The sequence below is a fragment of the Pseudoduganella sp. GW821-FHT11H04 genome (assembly GCF_058807935.1).
Window position 1 is genome coordinate 564632 of record NZ_JBXARE010000004.1, and the last position, 20123, is coordinate 584754.

The 20123-nt window shown below is 59.9% G+C and carries 22 protein-coding genes and 1 tRNA gene; 12 read left to right on the plus strand and 11 right to left on the minus strand.

What is annotated here, in order from left to right; translation table 11 throughout:
• Nucleotides 1-2: 2 nt before the first annotated feature.
• The 8 genes from AC1RTP_RS12815 to AC1RTP_RS12850 all read right to left on the minus strand — a co-directional run bounded on the left by AC1RTP_RS12815 (nt 3) and on the right by AC1RTP_RS12850 (nt 7672).
• Nucleotides 3-872: an ABC transporter ATP-binding protein gene (locus tag AC1RTP_RS12815; RefSeq protein ID WP_498608002.1), complete on the minus strand. Its 870-nt coding sequence runs from the start codon at nt 870-872 to the stop codon at nt 3-5.
• 82 nt (nt 873-954) lie between these two features.
• A complete protein-coding gene (locus AC1RTP_RS12820; RefSeq protein WP_498608003.1) occupies nt 955-2397 on the minus strand; it encodes an aminotransferase-like domain-containing protein in 1443 nt (480 codons plus the stop codon).
• A 9-nt stretch (nt 2398-2406) separates the two neighbouring features.
• Nucleotides 2407-2991, minus strand: a complete 585-nt coding sequence (locus AC1RTP_RS12825; protein WP_498608004.1) for a LysE family translocator — start codon at nt 2989-2991, stop codon at nt 2407-2409.
• Between the two features lie 108 nt (nt 2992-3099).
• Nucleotides 3100-4296, minus strand: coding sequence for a GGDEF domain-containing protein (locus AC1RTP_RS12830; protein WP_498608005.1), 1197 nt, complete (start codon nt 4294-4296; stop codon nt 3100-3102).
• A 64-nt stretch (nt 4297-4360) separates the two neighbouring features.
• A tRNA-Lys gene (locus AC1RTP_RS12835) sits at nt 4361-4436 on the minus strand.
• A 58-nt stretch (nt 4437-4494) separates the two neighbouring features.
• The gene (tfpB, locus tag AC1RTP_RS12840) at nt 4495-6258 is read right to left on the minus strand and encodes a type IV pilus assembly ATPase TfpB (RefSeq protein WP_498608006.1); all 1764 of its coding nucleotides are present in this window, start codon (nt 6256-6258) and stop codon (nt 4495-4497) included.
• A gap of 8 nt (nt 6259-6266) precedes the next feature.
• Nucleotides 6267-7052: a spermine/spermidine synthase domain-containing protein gene (locus AC1RTP_RS12845; RefSeq protein ID WP_498608007.1), complete on the minus strand. Its 786-nt coding sequence runs from the start codon at nt 7050-7052 to the stop codon at nt 6267-6269.
• Nucleotides 7053-7156: 104 nt separating this feature from the next.
• Nucleotides 7157-7672: a glycine zipper 2TM domain-containing protein gene (locus AC1RTP_RS12850; RefSeq protein ID WP_498608008.1), complete on the minus strand. Its 516-nt coding sequence runs from the start codon at nt 7670-7672 to the stop codon at nt 7157-7159.
• Between the two features lie 310 nt (nt 7673-7982).
• On the opposite strand from AC1RTP_RS12850, the gene AC1RTP_RS12855 reads away from it, so the two are divergent.
• The 8 genes from AC1RTP_RS12855 (at nt 7983) to AC1RTP_RS12890 (ending at nt 15027) form a co-directional block, all read left to right on the plus strand.
• On the plus strand, nt 7983-8381 hold the full coding sequence (locus AC1RTP_RS12855; RefSeq protein ID WP_498608009.1) for a barstar family protein: 399 nt from the start codon (nt 7983-7985) through the stop codon (nt 8379-8381).
• Between the two features lie 80 nt (nt 8382-8461).
• Nucleotides 8462-9070, plus strand: a complete 609-nt coding sequence (gene purN, locus AC1RTP_RS12860; protein ID WP_498608010.1) for a phosphoribosylglycinamide formyltransferase — start codon at nt 8462-8464, stop codon at nt 9068-9070.
• Between the two features lie 15 nt (nt 9071-9085).
• Nucleotides 9086-10381 (plus strand): RsmB/NOP family class I SAM-dependent RNA methyltransferase, encoded by a 1296-nt coding sequence (locus AC1RTP_RS12865; RefSeq protein ID WP_498608011.1) that lies wholly within the window; start codon nt 9086-9088, stop codon nt 10379-10381.
• Nucleotides 10382-10523: 142 nt separating this feature from the next.
• Nucleotides 10524-11837 carry a mechanosensitive ion channel family protein gene (locus AC1RTP_RS12870; protein WP_498608012.1) on the plus strand — a complete coding sequence of 438 codons (1314 nt, stop codon included), beginning with the start codon at nt 10524-10526 and terminating at the stop codon, nt 11835-11837.
• An 86-nt stretch (nt 11838-11923) separates the two neighbouring features.
• On the plus strand, nt 11924-13120 hold the full coding sequence (locus AC1RTP_RS12875) for a DesA family fatty acid desaturase (RefSeq protein ID WP_498608013.1): 1197 nt from the start codon (nt 11924-11926) through the stop codon (nt 13118-13120).
• Nucleotides 13121-13321: 201 nt separating this feature from the next.
• Nucleotides 13322-13804 carry a hypothetical protein gene (locus tag AC1RTP_RS12880; RefSeq protein WP_498608014.1) on the plus strand — a complete coding sequence of 161 codons (483 nt, stop codon included), beginning with the start codon at nt 13322-13324 and terminating at the stop codon, nt 13802-13804.
• A 65-nt stretch (nt 13805-13869) separates the two neighbouring features.
• Entirely contained in the window at nt 13870-14418 is a 549-nt protein-coding gene (locus AC1RTP_RS12885) for a hypothetical protein (RefSeq protein WP_498608015.1), read from the plus strand.
• A gap of 12 nt (nt 14419-14430) precedes the next feature.
• Entirely contained in the window at nt 14431-15027 is a 597-nt protein-coding gene (locus AC1RTP_RS12890; protein ID WP_498608016.1) for a hypothetical protein, read from the plus strand.
• A 59-nt stretch (nt 15028-15086) separates the two neighbouring features.
• On the opposite strand, the gene rpmG is transcribed toward AC1RTP_RS12890, so the two are convergent.
• The 3 genes from rpmG to radC form a co-directional block, all read right to left on the minus strand.
• The gene (gene rpmG / locus AC1RTP_RS12895; RefSeq protein ID WP_028101815.1) at nt 15087-15257 is read right to left on the minus strand and encodes a 50S ribosomal protein L33; all 171 of its coding nucleotides are present in this window, start codon (nt 15255-15257) and stop codon (nt 15087-15089) included.
• 11 nt (nt 15258-15268) lie between these two features.
• Nucleotides 15269-15505 (minus strand): 50S ribosomal protein L28, encoded by a 237-nt coding sequence (gene rpmB / locus AC1RTP_RS12900; RefSeq protein ID WP_008451488.1) that lies wholly within the window; start codon nt 15503-15505, stop codon nt 15269-15271.
• 128 nt (nt 15506-15633) lie between these two features.
• The gene (gene radC / locus AC1RTP_RS12905; RefSeq protein ID WP_498608017.1) at nt 15634-16308 is read right to left on the minus strand and encodes a RadC family protein; all 675 of its coding nucleotides are present in this window, start codon (nt 16306-16308) and stop codon (nt 15634-15636) included.
• 147 nt (nt 16309-16455) lie between these two features.
• On the opposite strand from radC, the gene AC1RTP_RS12910 reads away from it, so the two are divergent.
• From AC1RTP_RS12910 to AC1RTP_RS12925, 4 genes are all read left to right on the plus strand, one after another.
• On the plus strand, nt 16456-16899 hold the full coding sequence (locus AC1RTP_RS12910; RefSeq protein ID WP_498608018.1) for an FKBP-type peptidyl-prolyl cis-trans isomerase: 444 nt from the start codon (nt 16456-16458) through the stop codon (nt 16897-16899).
• Between the two features lie 5 nt (nt 16900-16904).
• A complete protein-coding gene (ispH, locus tag AC1RTP_RS12915; protein ID WP_498608019.1) occupies nt 16905-17831 on the plus strand; it encodes a 4-hydroxy-3-methylbut-2-enyl diphosphate reductase in 927 nt (308 codons plus the stop codon).
• A gap of 134 nt (nt 17832-17965) precedes the next feature.
• Nucleotides 17966-18895 carry a branched-chain amino acid ABC transporter permease gene (locus tag AC1RTP_RS12920; RefSeq protein ID WP_498608020.1) on the plus strand — a complete coding sequence of 310 codons (930 nt, stop codon included), beginning with the start codon at nt 17966-17968 and terminating at the stop codon, nt 18893-18895.
• A 13-nt stretch (nt 18896-18908) separates the two neighbouring features.
• A complete protein-coding gene (locus tag AC1RTP_RS12925; protein ID WP_498608021.1) occupies nt 18909-20123 on the plus strand; it encodes an ABC transporter permease subunit in 1215 nt (404 codons plus the stop codon).

Sequence of the window (20123 nt, forward strand, 5' to 3'; positions counted from 1 at the left end):
CCTCAGGCGGCTTCGCGCAGTTGCAGGAAGTAGACGTCTTCCAGGCCCGGTTCGACTTGGGTGAAGCCGGTATCCGGCTGGCGGTCGGCGTAGATATTGACCTGCGGCTTGCCGCCGACCAGGCGCGAAGACAGCACGGTGAAGCGCTGCTGCAGCTCCGGCAGCTGCGCATCGCTCACCGCGCCGCGCCAAATGCGGCCGCGCAGCGTCGCGATCGCGGCTTTCGGCTCGCCTTCCACCAGCACCCGGCCCTTGCCGATCACCGCCATGCGCGTGCACAGGTCGGTCACGTCTTCCACGATATGTGTGGACAGGATCACGATCACCTGCTCGCTGATGCGCGCCAGCAGGTTGAGGAAGCGGTTGCGTTCATCCGGGTCCAGGCCGGCGGTCGGTTCGTCGACGATCACCAGGCGCGGTGCGCCGAGCAGGGCTTGCGCAATACCGAAGCGCTGGCGCATGCCGCCCGAGTAGCTGGCGACGGCCCGCTTGCGTGCGTCCCACAGGTTGGTCTGGTGCAGCAGTGCTTCCACCGCGTCCTTGCGCTCGCCGCGCTGGGTCAGGCCCTTGAGGATGGCGAAATGGTCCAGTAATTCCAGCGCGCTGACTTTCGGGTAGACGCCAAAGTCCTGCGGCAGGTAGCCAAGCTTGCTGCGCAGCGCCTGTGGATCGGCCAGGACGTCCACGCCGTCCAGGTGGATGCTGCCGCTGTCAGGTTCCTGCAGTGTGGCGATGGTGCGCATGAGGGTGGATTTGCCGGCGCCGTTCGGCCCGAGCAAGCCAAACAGGCCGGTCGGGATATCGAGGCTGATGTCGTTGGTGGCATGGACGCCGTTGGCGTAGGTCTTGTTCAGGTGGCGAAGCGTGAGCATGGCTGTTTCCAAAAGAGTGGGAGACAGCATGAAGGCTAAACAGGCAGGCCCCGGCCCGCCAGCGCGCCGATACGAACGCGCGTTATACGTGACGAGCGGTAAAAATCCGGGATGAACGGCGCACGGCCTCCAGGCGCTCTTGCAGGTAAGTGCTAAGGCGCGGATGCTGGCTGAATGCCACGTTGAAGCGTATGTGCCGGTCCGGGACGTCATTGGCCGAGAATGCGGCGCCGCGCATCAGCAGGATCTTGTTGCGATAGGCGTCCTGCACCAGCAGGTCGACGTCCAGGCCTTCCGGCATGGTGCCCCACAAGAAAATGCCTGCGTCGCCGGGCTGTTCGAACTGCACGCCTGCCGCGCTTAACTGGCGCGCACTGGCGGTGCGTGCCGCCATGATCTTGCGTTGAAGCCGATCCAGGTGTTTGCGCAGGTTGCCGGCCCTGAGCACTTCGAGCAGCACATATTCATTCAGCGCCGGTGTCGTCATGACCGAATGGATCTTGGTCCGCATCAGTACTTTGAGCAGGGCAGGGGCGGCGGCCACATAGCCCATGCGCAGTGCAGGGCTAAGCGCCTTGCAGAAGCTGGAATAGTAAATGACGCCATCGAGGCCGGAAAGCGACGCCAGGCGGGTGCTTTGGGCTTGCTGGAAGTGGCCGTGCACGTCGTCCTCGGCGATCAGGAAGCCGTATTGCTGCGCCAGGATCAGGACCTTGTGCAAGTTGGCAGCGCTGCTGCTCCAGCCGGTCGGGTTGTGCAAGGCCGTTTGCACGAACAGCATACGGGGACGGTGCTCGCGGCAGGCGGCCTCCAATGCGTCCAGGTCCAGGCCGTCGGCGCGCCGCTTGATCGGCACCAGGCGTATGCCCTCCTGGCGCAACCTGCCGAACATCAGGAAAAATCCAGGGTCTTCCACCAGCACCGTATCTCCCGGTTGCAGGAAACTGCGGCAAATCAGGTCGATCGCATGGGTGCCGCCAAAAGTGGTGAGGATCTGCCCAGCATCGATGGGGGCGCCGATGCCTTGCAAGAGCAGCGCAATGTGCTCACGCAATTCAGGCAGTCCCTGTGGCGGGCAGCGCGAAGCCATGCCGGCGGTGCTATTGGAAATGGCCCTTTGTACCGCGATCGCTGGAACGGCGTCCTGCAGCCAGGTGGGCGGCAACGCGCCGCTACTGGCCAGCAAAACGCCGGCTCGCTGGTCATGCGACTGCTGCACCAGCCAGACGGGTTCCTGTTCGTCGCCCGCTTCCAGTGCGGCTTCGTCAGGCGAGTTGTGGCCGTCGTCGCTCCTTGCGCGCACATAAAATCCCGCCGTGCCATGCGAATCGATAATGCCTGCCGCGACCAGCCTGTCATAGGCCAGGACGACGGTATTGGTGCTGACCGCAAGTTGCGTGGCCAGCTGGCGTATCGACATGAGCTTGGCGCCGGCGGACAGCGCGCGGCTCTCGACCAGCTGCCGCAGCTGGTCCTCAATCTGCTTGGACAGGGCAACGGGAGATGAACGGTCGATGGAGAACATTCCGGGAGTCTAGCGCAAAAACATGGTGGCCAGGATGAACAGGATGCCGCCCATGGCCAGGTTGAATGCGCGCTGCATGTGCGGGTCTTTCAGCCAGCGGCGGATCGATATGCCGAACAGGGCCCAGGTGGCGTTGCATGGCGCCCCCACCAGCGCACCGATCACCGAGGCTTGCAGCGCATTGGCGACCGTGTCCTGTCCCGCGGGCATGAAGACCGAGGCCACGGTGATCGCCTTCAGCCAGCTTTTGGGATTCAGCGCCTGGAAGACCGTCGCCTGGAAAAACGACACCGCCTTTGGGGCTTGCGTGCCATCCACTGAGGCTCCGCTGAGCTTCCAGGCCAGGTAGATGAGATACAGCGCACCTGCGATGCGCAGCACCTGTTGCGCCAAGGGATATGTCACGAAGACGCTTCCCAGTCCCACGCACATCAGCATGGTTTGCACGAACAGGCCGGCCTGGATGCCGAGAATGACAGGTACGGCGCCGCGGCCGCCGAAATTCGCACCGGTGATGGCGAGCATGAAATTATTCGGTCCGGGCGTGGCCGACATGACGAGGCAATAGGTGGCCAGGGGCAGGAGTTCGGTCATGGTGTGCAATTCGCAGTGGAGGAATGGCACCAGTCTAGGAATGCGGCGCAGATCGGACAAGATACAAGGCCTGGGTAATGGCCTCATGCTGTATCAGTCGGCGGACAGCTACAGTTCGCGGTTTGTGGGATGGGCATCCGTGTTGCATACGGCGCGGTTGCGGCCTGCTTCCTTGGCGGCGTACAAGGCCTGGTCGGCCAGCGCGTACACCTGTTGCAGGTCCGGCCTGGTACCGGTGGCGATGCAGGCAATGCCGAACGAAGCGGTAACAACGCCGGGTGGATTGCCGGCATGGGCGATGCCCAGTTGCTCGATTTTGGCGCGCACGGCCTCGATCACCCGCATCGCCGCATCGCTGTCCGCTGCTTCGAAGATCAAGCCAAATTCCTCGCCACCCAGGCGGAAGACGAAATCGGAAACGCGCTGCAGGGAATTGCGCAGCACCTGCGCCACTTGCTGCAGCACCTGGTCGCCAGCCGGATGGCCGTAAGTATCGTTGTAGCGCTTGAAGTTGTCGATGTCCAGTATGCACAGCACGAACATGCCACGGCTGCGGCGCGCGCGCCGGAATTCCGATTTGAATATAGCGTCGAACTGGCGGCGGTTATGCAGACCAGTCAGGGCGTCGGTTACAGCCAGGGTTTCCAGCTTCAGGTTCAGGTCGATTAGCAGGATGGCGACGAACACCGTCAGCACGCCGCCGAACAGCATGGCGCTGACCGAGCCGATATTGAGCCGGCTGGCGATGCGCCGCCCCTCGGCTTCGCTGTAACGGGCCTGTGAAGCGTTGTCTGCGATATTGGCGTCGATATCCTTCAATAAGTCTTCGAAAAAGGGACCGAACTGCTTGATCTCGAAGTCTTCGACAGCGTTGTATTCGCCATGGTTCAGCAGGACCACCATATGGTCGACCATGCGCTGGTACTCGGGCAGGCGGGTACGGATCCTTTCGGCCAGCCTGCGTTCATTGTCCGAGCTGATACCGGCAGGGTAGTAGTGCTTCCACGAGCTTTCGATGTCTTCGCGCGCTTCCTGCAAAGTGGGCAGGGTCTCCATCAAGAGGTCGTCCTTGTTACGGTACGACTGCGCGCGCCAGATCTCCATGCGGGTGCGCAGCATATTCCTGCTGATGATGGAAACGTCGTTGATGGGGGAGGTGTTCTGGTTGTACATGACGTCCAACCGTGAGCTCAGGTTGGACATGCCCCAGATGCCGAAGGCGCCGTTTGCAATGACCAGCGCAAACAGGACTGCGAAGCCGACGACCAGTTTGGTCTTGATGCTGATTGAGCGGAGAAGTCCCATCACATGCTCCTGGCGAGCAGAAACAAAAAAGCCTCGTCCGAAGACGAGGCTTTCCTGTTCATTCTGGTAGGCCGTGCGGGGCTCGAACCTGCGACCAACGGATTAAAAGTCCGCTGCTCTACCAACTGAGCTAACGACCCGAAAGAGGCCGTATTATATACGTGCTTCCCGCCGTTTGCCAAGTGGCTTTTTTTCATGTCATCCCATCGCGGTCACTTTGAGCACTTCTTCCGCTGTAGTGACGCCATCGCGCACCTTGAGGGCGCCAGCAATGCGCAGCGGCTTCATGCCTTCGGCCACGGCTTGCTTGCGCAGGGCGGTGATGTCGGCTTCTTCCTGCATCAGCGCGTTGAAGGACTCGCTCGTGGTCAGCAGCTCGTAAATGCCGGTGCGGCCGCGGAAGCCGGTCTGGCGGCATTCAGGGCAGCCTACCGGGCGGTAGATTTGCTCTGGCTTGTCAATATTCCAGCCGCCGCTCAAGCCATTCCAGACATCGTCGTTGATCTCGCCGCCGGCTACTTTGCACTCCGCGCACAGGGTGCGCACCAGGCGCTGCGCCATGATGCCGATCAGCGTCGCTTCCAGCATGTAATAGGGCACGCCCAGTTCCAGCAAGCGCATCACGGCCGACGGCGCGTCGTTGGTGTGCAGGGTGGACAGCACCAGGTGGCCGGTCAGCGCGGCCTGGATAGCCATTTCCGCCGTTTCAAGGTCTCGGATCTCGCCGACCATGATGATGTCCGGGTCCTGTCGCATCAGGGCGCGCACGCCGTCGGCGAAAGTCAGGTCGATGCCGGGCTGCACCTGCATCTGGTTGAAGGAAGCTTCCACCATCTCGATCGGGTCTTCCACGGTGCAGACGTTGACCTCCGGCGTAGCCAGCGCTTTCAGCGTCGTGTACAGCGTGGTGGTCTTGCCAGAACCGGTAGGCCCGGTGACCAGGATGATGCCGTGCGGGCGGTTGGTCAGCGAATCCCAGCGCTGCGCATCTTCCGGCGGGAAGCCCAGTTCCGGCAAGGTCTTCACCACCACGTCCGGGTCGAAGATACGCATCACCAGCTTTTCGCCGAAGGCAGTCGGCAGGGTCGACAAACGCAGCTCGATCTCCTGGCCGCCGGCGGTGCGGGTCTTGATGCGGCCGTCCTGCGGGCGGCGTTTCTCGATCACGTCCATGCGGCCGAGCAGCTTGATACGCGCGGTCATTGCGATCATGACCACGGCCGGCACCTGGTAGACCTGGTGCAGTACGCCGTCGATACGGAAACGGATCGTGCCGAGGTCGCGTTTTGGCTCGAGGTGGATATCGGAGGCGCGTTGTTCGAACGCGTACTGCCACAGCCAGTCGACGATATTGACGACGTGCTGGTCATTGGCGTCGACCGTCTTGTTCGATTTGCCCAGTTCAACCAGCTGCTCGAAGTTATTGCGCAGCGCCAGGTCCTGGCCGGTGTTCTTGTTGGCGTGTTTGATCGACTTGGCCAGCGAGAAGAACTGCGAGGTGTACTGCGAAATATCGAGCGGGTTGGAAATCACGCGCTTGATGATGCGGCGCGAAACCTTGGCGATTTCCGCTTCCCACTCCAGCGCGAATGGATCGGCGGTGGCCACGGTCAGCGTATCGGGCGTGATTTCCACCGGCAGGATATTGAAGCGCGCCGCGTAACTGGCCGACATCACGTCCGCCACTTTGGTGAAGTCGATCTTCAGCGGATCGATGCGGTAGAAGGACAGCTTGGCGCGCTGCGCCAGCCATTCGGTCAGCAGGTCGAGCGTCAGCAGCTTGCCTGTCTTGCTTGACACCAGCTTGCAGTGCGCTACAGCGCTCAGCGGATGCATGGCGCCCGGCGTATTGCGGATGATGCCCTGCGCCTGGGAATAATGCCCTTTGACTTCGGCTTTCTCGACCATTCCATCAGCCAGCAGCCAGGTGAAGATAATTTGCAGATCGAGTGCTTTTGCCATTTCTAACCTTATGCGAGTGCGGCTTTCAGTCCTTTGAGCCAGGACTTGGCGGGCAATTTGGTGTCGGCGACGATTTGCGCGGCGCGTTCGGCCAGCGCGGCGACGTCGATCGTGCGGCGGGTCTTGAAGGCGATCGCCACCACGTTCCCGTCATGCACCTCCGGCAGCGACACCACTTGCGCGAAGGCGAACTTCATCGCCTTCAGGTTCTTGGCGTAGCTCGGGTGGTCTCCGAACAGGTTGACGGTCATGATGCCATCGTCATTCAGGCAGGCGGCGCATGCCTGGTAGAACTCGGGCGTGTCCAGCACCGGGCCGCGTGCGGTGGCGTCGTACAGGTCGACCTGCAGCGCATCCAGCGTGCCTTGATTGTCCGGATTGGTGACGTAATCCATCGCATCCATTTCCACCACGTTCAGGCGGCCGTCGTTGTCAGGCAGCTTGAACATCGAATAGCAGATGCTGATTACGGACGGATTCAATTCCACCGTGGTCACTTTCGCGTCCGGGAAATACTTGTAGCAGAACTTGGTCAGTGCGCCAGTGCCCAGGCCTAGTTGGGCGATATGGGCCGGTGCATCGTTCCACAGCATCCAGGCATTCATCTGCTGCGCGTATTCCAGCTCCGGCCAGTCGGGCTTACGGATGCGCATCGCGCCTTGCACCCACTCGGTGCCGAAATGCAGGTAGCGCACGCCATCCAGCTCAGACAGGGTGATAGGGGCGAACTTGGGTTTTCGCGTCGCCGGACGCGAAGACTCTTCTTTTTCGATGGATTTACGTTTAATCAGCATGGCGGCATTATCACGCGTTATCTTGCTTGCAAGCAAGCGCACAAAATAAAAATGCCGGCCATCGCTGGCCGGCAGTCCGGGAAAGGGGAGAGATGGCCCGGATCTTAGTTATTCATTGGCTCGACATTCACGCGCAGGCGGATACGCTGGCCCGGGTCGTAGCTCATGAAGCTGGTGTAATTACGGCCGCGGTAATCATATTCCACGTTGTAGCCGGTGGTACGGGTCTCGAAGGCATCCACCATGCGGCACTGCTTCACAGCCTGCTCCTGCACGCCGGCTGGCTGCGCGTTCGAGTTCTGGGTACGGTCGCCGATCACGGCGCCGGCAATCGCACCGGCAGCGGTAGCGGCGGTCTTGCCGTGGCCGGAGCCAACCTGGCTACCCACCGCAGCGCCCAGCAGGCCGCCCAGGATGGAGCCGCCAACACCGCGTTCCTGCGGCTGCTGCACCTGGACGTACTCGGTGCGGCATTCCTGGCGCGGGCGGTTGATCTGCTCGGTCACCGGGGTGACACGGGTCACTCGGCCGTAGTCTTCAAAATCCGTTGCTTGTGCCTGTGCCAGGGGCAGGGCGCCGAGGCTCAAGGCTGCGAAAAACAGTTTAGTTTTGGCGTTCATTTTATTTACCTCGTTTATGGTTCTTGGGCAGTTCGCTGGTTTAATTTTGGAATTGCACGCCTAAATATTAACGCCGCTGCTTGTATCCTTGGGGGAAGTAAGGCAACAAAATGTAACCCCATGCTTTTGGGTTAATATGGTAAGTTTTTAACAAAACTTGCGTTAGGACTCACTTTCGGGTTGATTCATAGAGGACAACACGTTACCCTAATGGCGTGGAATCAGATTGACAGGGAGAAACGAAAGCTCCGGCCCCGGCGCATTGACCCGCCAGCGGCTTGTACTTCTGATAGGTCGAACTGAGGGAAAGATGAGTTTGTTGATAACTGTGCCGCCTAATTTAGTCCAGTCTATTCGCGCCTTCCGCGTGGCAGAGTTGCAGGACGAGGCAGCGCGCCTGGGACAGCACTTCTTGTATGCGCATTGCCATGCCGGCCTGACCAAGCAACAAGTCCTGGGCATTATTGCCGAGTCTTTCCATATCCCAAAGCCACACGCCAAAAATTTCGACGCACTGCGCGAGACCCTGACTGAAACCATGGCCAAGGCTGGCGAGCAGTCCGGCTTCCTGGCGGTCCTGGAGCAGTTGCCAAACACGCAAAAGTTCGACCGTGAAGCGCGCGAGTGCCTGCTGGATGTATTCCGTGATGCGGCCGATTTCTGGGCCGAAAAGAAAGTACCGTTCCGCGTCTTCTACTCCTTCGAATAAGCCTTAAATTTCCCTTGTCAGGTCTGCTGCATCGCAGCATAATGTCGCTTTGGCTCGCCTGAGCAGGTACAATGGCGGCCATGAAAAACATCGTCATCCTCATTTCCGGACGCGGAAGCAATATGGAAGCGGTGGTCCGTGCAGCTCAAGCCGAACAATGGCCAGCGCGCATTGCCGCCGTCGTCAGCAATAAGGCGGACGCCAAAGGCCTCGAATTCGCGGCCTCGCACGGCATCCCGACCGCAGTAGTCAGCAACAAGGATTACCCTAGCCGCGAAGCATTCGATGCTGCGCTGCAGGAAGTCATTGACGGCTTCAGCCCCGACCTCGTCGTGCTGGCCGGTTTCATGCGCATCCTCACGCCGGGCTTTGTCAGCCACTACGAAAACCGCATGCTGAATATCCATCCATCGCTGCTGCCGTTGTTCCCTGGACTGCATACGCACGAGCAGGCATTGGCATCCGGCGAAACCACGCATGGCGCCACTGTGCACTTCGTGACCGCCGAGCTGGATCATGGTCCGCTGGTGGACCAGGTTTCCGTGCCAGTCCTGCCGGGCGATACCGCCGATGTGCTGGCGGCGCGCGTGCTGGAACAGGAATGGGTCATGTACCCGCGCGCTATCCGCTGGTTCGTCGAAGGCCGCGTGCAGGTCGAGGATGGCAAGGTCAATATTGACCGCAACTAAATAAGAAAGAACACCATGCGTTTGCCACCATACGTCCTTACCAGCGCCGAAAACGTGCTGCGTGAAATCATGCGCTTCACCGCGCCCGCCGACACCACGTTGTCGTTCTTCTTCAAAGCGCACCCGAAGCTGGGCGGCCGCGAGCGCGGCGCCATCGCTGAAGCGGTGTACGCCGTGCTGCGTAACAAAGCCTTCTTCAGCGACCGCGCGGAAGCCGGTGTTTCCGGCGGCGCCACCATGCGCCGCCTTGTGTTGCTGGGCATGGCCGATGCCGTCGGTATCGACGCGCTGCCGGGCCTGTCGGAAGACGAATCCGAATGGCTGAAGCGCCAGCTGGAAATCGACCGCTCCCTGCTGCACAAATCGATGCGCGCGAATATGCCGAAATGGCTGTTCGACAAGCTGTCCGCCCAATACGGCGAAGATGAAACCCTGGCCCTGGCCGATGCGCTGAACACGCCAGCCCCGCTGGACCTGCGCGTCAACGCCATGAAGACTGACCGTGATGCCGTAATCGCTGAGCTGGCGACGGCACCGATCATTGCCGAACCGACCCCGTTCTCCCCACTCGGCCTGCGCCTGCGTAAAAAGCCAGCGCTGCAAAACCTGCCGCTATTCAAATCCGGCGCGATTGAAGTGCAGGACGAAGGCAGCCAGCTGCTGGCACAAATCCTCGGCGCCAAGCGCGGTGAGATGGTGGTGGACTTCTGCGCCGGCGCCGGCGGCAAGACCCTGGCCCTGGGTGCACAGATGCGCAACACCGGTCGCCTGTACGCCTTCGACGTATCCGAGAAGCGTTTAGCCAAGCTGAAGCCGCGCCTGGCGCGCTCCGGCCTGTCGAACGTGCATCCGGTCGCCATCGCCCACGAACGCGATGCCAAGGTCAAGCGCCTGGCAGGCAAGATCGACCGCGTGCTGGTGGACGCGCCATGCTCCGGCATGGGCACGCTGCGCCGCAACCCGGACGTGAAATGGCGCCAGGACGAAAGCGCGATCGCCGAAATGCACGAAAAACAAGTCTCGATCCTGGACGGCGCCGCGCGCCTGGTCAAAGGCGGCGGCCGCCTGGTGTACGCCACCTGCTCGCTGCTGAACGAAGAAAACGACGCCGTAGCCGCGAACTTCATCGCCACCCACCCCGACTTCGAGCTGGTCCCAATGAGCAAGGTGCTGGCCGAGCAAAAAATCGCCAACCTCGAAATGGGCGACTATTTGAAACTGCTGCCGCACAAGCACCAAACCGACGGCTTCTTCGCCGCCGTCTTCGAACGCAAGCCGATGGCCAAGCCAGCCAAGGCCGACGAAGAATAACAACAGCCCAGCCCGTGTCCCACCTTGGGGTCACACCCGAAATGGGACACGGGCACGGCCGTAACATTGCAGAGCTCGTGTCTCGAAACGGGTGTGACCCCATGGTGGGACACGGGCTCGACCATAAGGAGAAAGTCGAACGATGCCGTTGGCGAATTTGCTGAATGATCTTCTGGGGGACCTGCGCGATCCGGGCCTGATGTGGCAAGTGGGTGCGATCGTGTTGTCCATCTTGCTGGGCTGGTCGCTCTCGCGCGTCCTGTTCCGTGGCGTGAAGGCACGGGCGGGGCAGAACGATGTGGCGCGTTTTGGACTGGAGAGCTTCGGCCGCGTAGTCGGGCCGCTGGCCATTGTGACGCTGCTGTGGGGCGCGCAAAAGTTGCTGGAGCATTACTCCCTGCACACCAACCTGTTCAAGGTTGCAGTTCCGATCTTCAGCTCGCTGGCGGTGATACGCTTCGGCTTCTATATGCTTCGCCGCGTCTTCGCGCGCGGTGGCGTGGTGGGAGAGGGCCTGCAAACCTTCGAGAAGGTGTTCCAGCTGCTGGTCTGGCTGGCCTTCGTGCTCTATATCACGCATCTGTGGGACGATATCTTCCGCTGGATGGAAACCACCCACGTGCCGATGGGACGTGACAAGGCTTCCATCGCCGACTTGCTGCAGGGTGCTATCTCGGTGGTTGTGCTGCTGTTGCTGGCGATGTGGGCCGGCACTGCGCTGGACGAGCGTTTGATGCACATCCAGTCGCTGCACTCCAACCTGCGCGTCGTGCTGGCGCGCATGGGGCGTGCGCTGCTGTTGCTGTTCGCGGTCCTGGTCAGCATGAAGCTGGTTGGGCTGGACTTGACTGCGCTCTCCGTCTTCGGCGGTGCGCTCGGCGTCGGCCTTGGTCTCGGTCTGCAGAAAATCGCCAGCAACTACATCTCCGGCTTCATCATCCTGCTGGACCGCAGCCTGACCATCGGCAATGTGATCACGGTGGATAAGTACACCGGCCAGGTCACGCAGATCAACACGCGTTACACCGTGCTGCAAGGGACCGACGGCGTGGAAGCCATCATCCCGAACGAAATGCTGGTGTCCGGCGCGGTGCAGAATTCTTCGCTGTCGAATCCGGCGGTGGTGATCGTCACCCGCGTCACCGTTGGCTACGAAAGCGATGTGGACTTCGTGCTCAAGCTGATGGAAGAGGCGGCTCTCACCGTGCCGCGTGTCATGAAAGATAAGGGCCCGTCCGGCATGCTGCAAGCCTTCGGCGCCGATGGCCTGGAGCTGGCGCTGGCTTTCTGGATCCAGGATCCGGAAAACGGCCGCGGCGGCGTGACTTCCGATGTCAATCGGGCAATCTGGAAAGCCTTGAAAGAGAACAACGTCTCTGTACCGTTCCCGCAACGCGAGGTTCGATTGCTCGGCCCTCTACCAGAGCCCGCAGCCGAGCATCTGCCTAAAAAATAATCAGTTCCTGAGGGAAAACCTTCCTCTAATCACTCCCGAATGCGCGTACAATTGCGCCTATTCGTGGTACATCACTTGGAGTTGTAATGGATTTAAGCGCAGTTCTCGATTTCATCAGCAATGGCGTGACCGGCCTGGGCGCATGGGCTACGGTTGGCGTTACGCTGATCCTGACCCACATCACTATCGCCAGCGTGACGATTTTCCTGCATCGCCACCAAGCGCACCGTGCTTTGGAACTGCACGCAATCCCCTCGCACTTCTTCCGTTTCTGGCTGTGGATGACCACCGGCCAGGTGACCAAGGAGTGGGCTGCCATCCACCGCAAGCATCACGCCAAGTGCGATACCGAAGAAGACCCGCATAGCCCGGTCACCAAAGGCATCAAGAAAGTGTTCTGGGAAGGCGCCGAGCTGTATCGCGCTGAATCCAAGAACAAGGAAACCTTGGAGAAGTACGGCCACGGCACCCCGGACGACTGGATCGAAAGGAACCTGTACAGCAAATTCAGCTGGCAGGGCGTGGCGCTGATGCTGATCCTGGACTTCATCCTGTTCGGCGCCAAGGGCATCACCGTGTGGGCCGTGCAGATGCTGTGGATCCCTGTGACCGCCGCCGGCATCATCAACGGTATCGGCCACTGGTGGGGCTACCGCAACTACGATTGCTCCGATGCGGCGACCAACATCATCCCTTGGGGTATCATCATCGGCGGCGAAGAGCTGCACAACAACCACCACACCTATGCGACTTCGGCCAAGCTGTCGTCCAAGTGGTATGAGTTCGACATCGGCTGGGGCTATATCCGCGCCATGGAAATCGTTGGCCTGGCCAAAGTGAAGAAGATGCCGCCGAAGCCTAAGTTCGACACCGCCAAGGTGAAGGCCGACTTCGAGACCCTGCAGTCCGTGATCGCCAACCGCTACGACGTGATGGCCAAGTATGCCAAGTCCGTGAAGCACGCCTGGAAAGAGGAACTGGCGCAGCTGACCGACAAGTCGCAGCTCAATGCGCGCTTCCCGAAATCTGCACGCAAGCTGCTGCAGCGCGAACCAGGCAAATTGGCAGCACTGCAACAGCAGCAGCTGGTGGAACTTTTCCAGCACTCCAAGGCCCTGGAAACCATGCACAATATGCGCGTGGAACTGGGCATGCTGTGGGAGCGTTCGCACTTCACCCGTGATGAACTGGTGCAGAAACTGCAAGACTGGTGCGAGCGCGCGGAAGCGTCGGGCATCAAGTCCCTGCAAGAATTCTCCATGCGCCTGCGCAGCTACGCTTAAGCGCTGCAGCCTCCGCATACTGACGGCCCTTCGGGGCCGTTTTTTATTGGCCTATCACTGCAACCCCGCCAGCGTTCCGATCTTAAGAAAATCACGCCGTGAAAAGGCGGAAGTCTTCAGCATCACGCAAGAGAACGTCAAAGCCATGCACTAAACTGGTATATTGTTGCCTCACATAAATATTATATTTCGGGAGGCGGCATGCGTTGGTGGGGTTTAGTGTTGGCGATGGCAGTCACGGGCGGCGCCCAGGCAGCGAGCTGGGAAATCAAGCCGGATGGGTTGGGCCCCTACAAAGTCGGCGCCCGTTACGAAAACCTGGGCAAGACCTTTGGCGGCTTGGAGGCCGACAAGTTCATCAGCGAAGACAAATCGTGCCGCGTGGCGCGTTCCCGGCGCTATCCGAATGTCACTGTGACCTTTGTGAAAAAGGTTGTGGCGCGCGTTGATATCTCCGGTGGCTACAGCACCGACCGTAAGGTGCGCATCGGCGATCCGTTTTCCAAGCTCCAGCGTGTGTATGGCGACGCCGTCAAGCCGCACCCTGAACACGCCGACTGGATGATGGTGGAGACCGGCGACCGCGAGCTGGCCATCCGCCATATGATGCACGAGGGCAGGGTGGTGGCGATCCACGTCGGCAAACGTCTCCAACTTCAGACAGAAGGTGGTTGTAAAAATTAAATAATCTTGCGCAATAGTATTTTCCAAAGAGATAATGGATTTTTTGTAACTTTCCTGAGGAAAATATGAAGTCGTTCGCTTCGCTAGGTGTCATGGTTGTGGCTGTTGCTGCACTGTCCGGCTGTGCATTAACAGCCCCGGTTTATTCCCCTTCCATGGATAACGTGTCGGCCCTGAACAATATGGGTGACGTAAAAGCCAAGGTCGGCGAATTCGCCTCGCCATCGCCAACCTCCCTGTCGATCCGCGGTAACCCGATGTCTTCGCCAGTTGGCAACTACGACGCCTACCTGGCGGATGCCCTGCGCAAGGAACTTTCGTTGGCAAACAAGCTGGCAGTCGGCTCCGATACCATGGTGACCGGCAACCTGGTTAAGAATGAATTGGATGGTTCCGGTTTCAGCACCGGTACTGCCAGTATTTCCGCCCATTTTGTCGTTACCAAAGGCGGCGTTGCGGTATATGACGGCGTGAAGTCTGTCGACAATTCCTGGGAATCTTCCTTCATTGGCGCTACCGCTATCCCGGCCGCCATCAATGGCTACCATAACACGGTACAGAAGCTGCTGGCGTCGCTGTATGCGGACCCAGATTTCGCTAAAGCCATCAAATAAGTGAGGCGAACAATGAAAAGTCTGAAGTTCGCTTTCGTATTGGCGGTGGCTGCGATCATGACCGGCTGCGCGCACCCGGTAATTATCTCGCCGAAAATTGAGAAAATCGCCCTGCCTGCAGATGCCAAAGCCAAGAGCCAGGCCAAAGTCGCATATTTCATTCCTGCCGATTTGCTGGTGAAGGAAGTTGAAACGCCCGGCGGTGGTGGCGATAAGGTGACCTCTGTCCCATACCGGGACCTTGAGGTCGGTTTGTACAAGATGCTGAGCAACGTATTTGATAGTGTCGTCAAGGTGAAGAGTGCAGACGACCACGAGACGATGGCTGCGAAAGGTGTGAGCTATCTGATTACGCCAACCATTAATGTCAACTCCGACTCTTCGAGCGCCTTGACCTGGCCGCCGACTGATTTCACTGTCGACCTGCAATGTTCGATCGTGGACAAGAATGGCAAGCTGGTCGACACCAAGAAGGTGAGTGGCAGTGGCCATGCGCCTTTCAGCGAGTTTAAAGCGGCCCCTGGATTGTCTGGACAACGTGCGGCAGAAGCGGCGATCCTGAAGATGCAAAAAGAGCTGCTCGATGCTCAATTGCCTGCCCTGAATTAATCAGGCAAGCATAAAAAAACCGCCCCACGGGGCGGTTTTTTGTTCGAACCGAAGATCGATTACTTGATCTTGGTTTCCTTGTACATCACGTGCTTACGTGCTTTAGGATCGAACTTCATGATTTCCATTTTGGAAGGCATGGTGCGCTTGTTTTTGGTAGTGGTGTAGAAGTGACCAGTACCAGCGGTCGATTCCAGCTTGATCTTGTCGCGGCCAGTTTTTGCCATGATTCAGCTCCCTATTAAACTTTCTCGCCACGAGCACGCATGTCGGCCAGGACGGCGTCGATGCCGACCTTGTCGATTACGCGCAGACCGGCGTTAGACAGACGCAGGGAGACCCAGCGGTTTTCAGATTCAACAAAAATACGACGGTTCTGCAGGTTTGGCAGGAAACGACGCTTGGTTTTGTTGTTTGCGTGGGAAACGTTGTTGCCGACCATCGGCTTCTTCCCAGTTACTTGGCAAACACGTGCCATGGCACACTCCTTTGATTACTTCCGAATTTGGAAAAACAAGAGTATATGGAATTTTCTGAGCTTTTTCAAGCACTTGCGAAAAACAATTGTGTCGTGTGCAAATTGCTGGATTTAACATTTTGGAAGCCCTAGATTTGACCATGTTCTGCGAAGGAGTGGACCTGGTGCCCGGCCACCACAAAATGGTCCAGGATGCGGATATCCACCAGGGCCAGCGCCTGCACCAGCGCCCTTGTCAGCAGCAGGTCGGACTCGCTGGGCGAGGGCGAGCCGGACGGGTGGTTATGGGCCAGCATGACCGAAGCGGCGTTGCGCGCCAAGGCTTCCCGCACCACTTCGCGCGGATAAACGCTGGTATGTGTGAGCGTGCCGCGAAACAATTCGCAGGCTTCGATCAGGCGGTTTTTCACGTCCAGGAACAGCACATGGAAAGATTCATACGGCTGGCCGGCCAGCGAGAGCCGCAAGAAATCCTTCACGGCGTGCGGCGAGGTCATCTCTTCGCCGCATGACATTTCCTCGGAAATCGCGCGGCGTGCCAATTCGACAACGGCCTGCAGCTGCGCATATTTAGCGGCCCCCAGGCCGGGCACCGAGGTAAATTCAGCGCGGCTGGCATGGATCAGGGAGCGCAGCGAGCCGAATCGGCCCAGCAGGTCGGTGGCAAGCGCCACCGCATCCTTGCCGGGAATGCCCACCCGCAGGAAGATCGCCAGCAATTCGGCGTCGGACAGGGCTTGCGGCCCGGCTTTTAACAATCGTTCTCGTGGGCGCAGCTGTTCTGGCCAGTCAGAAATTGCCATGGTCACCTCCGTCGCCCATTATCTGGCGCGGCGCGCGAGCACCATTTGCGCTGGGTCAGGTTTTGTGCGGGACCCGAGGCGGGCTGCCGCGCCGTACGGCGCGCTATGGCTTACAATAGAGGTTTGCCTGTCACCAGAGTTGTTTCCATGACTAACGTTGTCACTGCTTCGGCCTACCTCACCCTGCAATACCGTCTTGCCTCGATGGACGGCACCAATATCGTCTCCACCTTCGAGGGCAATCCTGCCACGCTGATGCTGGGCCAGGGCCAGTTGGCGCCGAACCTGGAAGCACTGCTGATCGGTCTGCCGGAAGGAACGCACAAGGTGTTCGAATTGGCGCCGGGCGAAGCTTTTGGCCCGCGCAACCCGGACCTGGTGCAAGCCGTGACCCGCGCTACGCTGGACGAGAACTCGGATCCGGAAAATGAATACAAAATCGGCGACCTGGTCGACTTCGCTGCCCCTAACGGCGGCCGTTTCGCCGGCGTCCTGCGCGAACTGCGCGACGACGTCGCCATCTTCGACTTCAACCACCCGCTGGCAGGACAGCCGGTCAAGTTTGAAGTGAACCTTATCTCTGTGCTGTAAGAACAATGGACAAAGAAATCCTCCTCGCCCAGCCGCGCGGCTTTTGCGCCGGCGTTGACCGCGCCATCGAGATCGTCGAGCGCGCACTGCAGCAGTTCGGCGCGCCGATCTATGTGCGCCACGAAATCGTGCACAACGCCTATGTGGTGGAAGACCTGCGCGCCAAGGGCGCCATCTTCATTGAAGAACTGGACGACGTCCCGGCCGGCAACACCCTGGTGTTCTCGGCCCACGGCGTGTCCAAAGCCGTGCGCGCCGAAGCGGAATCGCGTGGCCTGTCCATCTTCGACGCTACCTGCCCGCTGGTGACCAAGGTCCACGTGGAAGTGGCCAAGATGCGCAAGCAAGGCTGCGAGATCATCATGATCGGCCACAAGGGCCACCCGGAAGTCGAAGGCACCATGGGCCAGACCGACGAGGGCATGTACCTGGTCGAAACGGTTGAGGACGTGGCGGCTTTGCAGGTGAAAAAACCGGACGAATTGGCGTATGTGTCGCAAACGACACTTTCCGTGGATGATACGGCACAAATCATCGAAGCCCTGAAGGCAAAATACCCGAATATTATTGAGCCGAAAAAAGGCGACATCTGCTACGCCACCACCAACCGCCAGGAAGCCGTGAAATTCATGGCGCCGCAGGTGGAAGTGGTGATCGTGGTGGGCTCGCCAAACAGTTCCAATTCCAACCGCCTGCGCGAGGTGGCTGAGAAGAAGGGCACCCCGGCCTATATGGTGGACAACGCGACGCAGATTAATCCGGCCTGGCTGGATGGCAAGCTGCGCGTGGGCGTGACGGCGGGCGCTTCGGCGCCGGAAGTGCTGGTCGACGCTGTGATCAATCGCCTGAAAGAATTGGGCGCAAAAAGCGTTCGCACGCTGGAAGGCGTGGAAGAAGCGGTCACTTTCCCATTGCCAAAAGGACTCGGCTGAATTAAATTTTGCGAGGCGCGGATTTTCCGCGATTAGTTTTTCGGAAACATCGCTATCATGGCGAACGCTTCCAATCGGCGGCACCACGAGGGTTAACCTTGGGTGCCGTTTTTATTAGTCATTAAAGGCAGACGATGGATACATTTATCCAACAAATTCTTAACGGCCTGGTGCTGGGCAGTATGTATGCGCTGGTGGCCCTCGGTTATACGATGGTCTATGGCGTGCTGAACCTGATCAACTTCGCCCACGGCGACGTGCTGATGATCGGCGCGATGATCGGCCTCTCCATCCTGAATTTGTTGGGTGTGTATGCGCCTGGCCTGCCAGGCTATGTGCAACTGGGCATCGCCATCATCGGCGCCATCCCGGCCTGCATGCTGGTGAATATCCTGATCGAGCGCATCGCCTACCGCCGCCTGCGCAATGCGCCGCGCCTGGCGCCGCTGATTACCGCTATCGGCGTGTCCTACCTGCTGCAAACCTTCGCCATGATGATCTGGGGTCGCAACCCGCTGCCGTTCCCGCAACTGCTGCCGACCGAGCCAATCATGGTGGGCGGCGCCGTGATCACGGTGACCCAGGTGCTGCTGCTGGTGCTGGCCGCTGTCTCGATGTTTGGCCTGGTGATGCTGGTGGAGCGTACCCGAATGGGCCGCGCCATGCGCGCCGTGGCGGAGAACCCGCGCGTCGCCGGCCTGATGGGCGTGGACTCGAACAAGATCATCGTTGCCACCTTCGCCATCGGCGCCGCGCTGGCTGCGGTGGCGGGCGTGATGTGGGGCGCCAACTACGCCTCCATCCAGTTTGCGATGGGTTTCATGCCTGGCCTGAAAGCCTTCTGCGCCGCGGTGCTGGGCGGTATCGGCAATATCTACGGCGCCATGATCGGCGGCATCGTGCTGGGCATTATTGAATCGCTGGGCGCCGGCTATATCGGCGAACTGACGGGCGGCTTCCTGGGTTCGCACTACCAGGACATCTTCGCCTTCATCGTGCTGATCCTGGTGCTGACGGTGCGTCCGTCCGGCATCATGGGCGAGCGCGTGGCCGACCGCGCCTGATAAGGATCTGACTATGCTGAATTTCGACGTACAAAAAAATCCAAAGCAGGCTTACATCAGCATGGCGCTGCTGGCGGCCGCGCTACTCGTCTTCCCGTTTTTTGCCGCGCAGTTCGGCAACTCCTGGGTGCGTATCGCCGACCTGGCGCTGCTTTACATCATGCTGGCGGTGGGCCTGAATATCGTGGTGGGCTTTGCCGGCTTGCTGGACCTGGGCTATATCGCCTTCTACGCGGTGGGCGCTTACATGACAGGCTTGCTGGCATCGCCGCAGTTCGCCACCGTGCTGGAATCGCTGATCAATATGAATCCGGCGGTCGGCGAAGCGCTGGCTTCCGTGCTGGGCGAAGATATCCGCACCAACGGCATCCACTTGTCGGTGTGGGTGATCATTCCGATGGCTGCCGCGCTGGCGGGCTTCTTTGGCGCCGTGCTCGGCGCACCGACCCTGAAGCTGCGCGGCGACTACCTGGCCATCGTGACCCTGGGCTTCGGTGAAATCATCCGTATCTTCATGAACAACCTGAATGATCCGGTCAATATCACCAACGGCCCGCAAGGCATCAACCTGATCGACCCGATCCGCGTGTTCGGCGTCAACCTGGCAGGCGAACAGGGCTCGCGCGCCACGGTCTTCATCGGCAGCTTCTCCATGCCGTCGGTGAACGCCTATTACTTCCTGTTCCTGGCGCTGACCATCGTGACCGTGTTCGTCACCAGCCGCCTGCAGCACTCGCGCCTGGGCCGCGCCTGGGTGGCGATCCGCGAAGACGAAATCGCGGCCAAGGCCATGGGCATCAATACCCGCAATGTGAAGCTGCTGGCGTTCTCCATGGGCGCTACCTTCGGCGGCGTGGCAGGCGCCATGTTCGCCTCCTTCCAGGGCTTCGTGTCGCCGGAATCCTTCTCGCTGACCGAATCGATCGCCGTGCTGGCCATGGTGGTGCTGGGCGGTATCGGCCATATTCCAGGCGTGGTGCTGGGCGGCGCGCTGCTGGCGGCACTGCCGGAAGTCCTGCGCCACGTGGTCGAACCGCTGCAAATGAAGCTGTTCGGCAAAGTGCTGATCGAATCGGAAGTGCTGCGCCAGCTGCTGTACGGCCTGGCCATGGTGGTGATCATGCTGACCCGTCCCGCGGGGTTGTGGCCTTCGCCCAAGCATGAAGATCGTCCCGCGGATGGCGATGCGGACTCCAAAGGCCAGTCCACCGGCGTAATGGCAGCATGA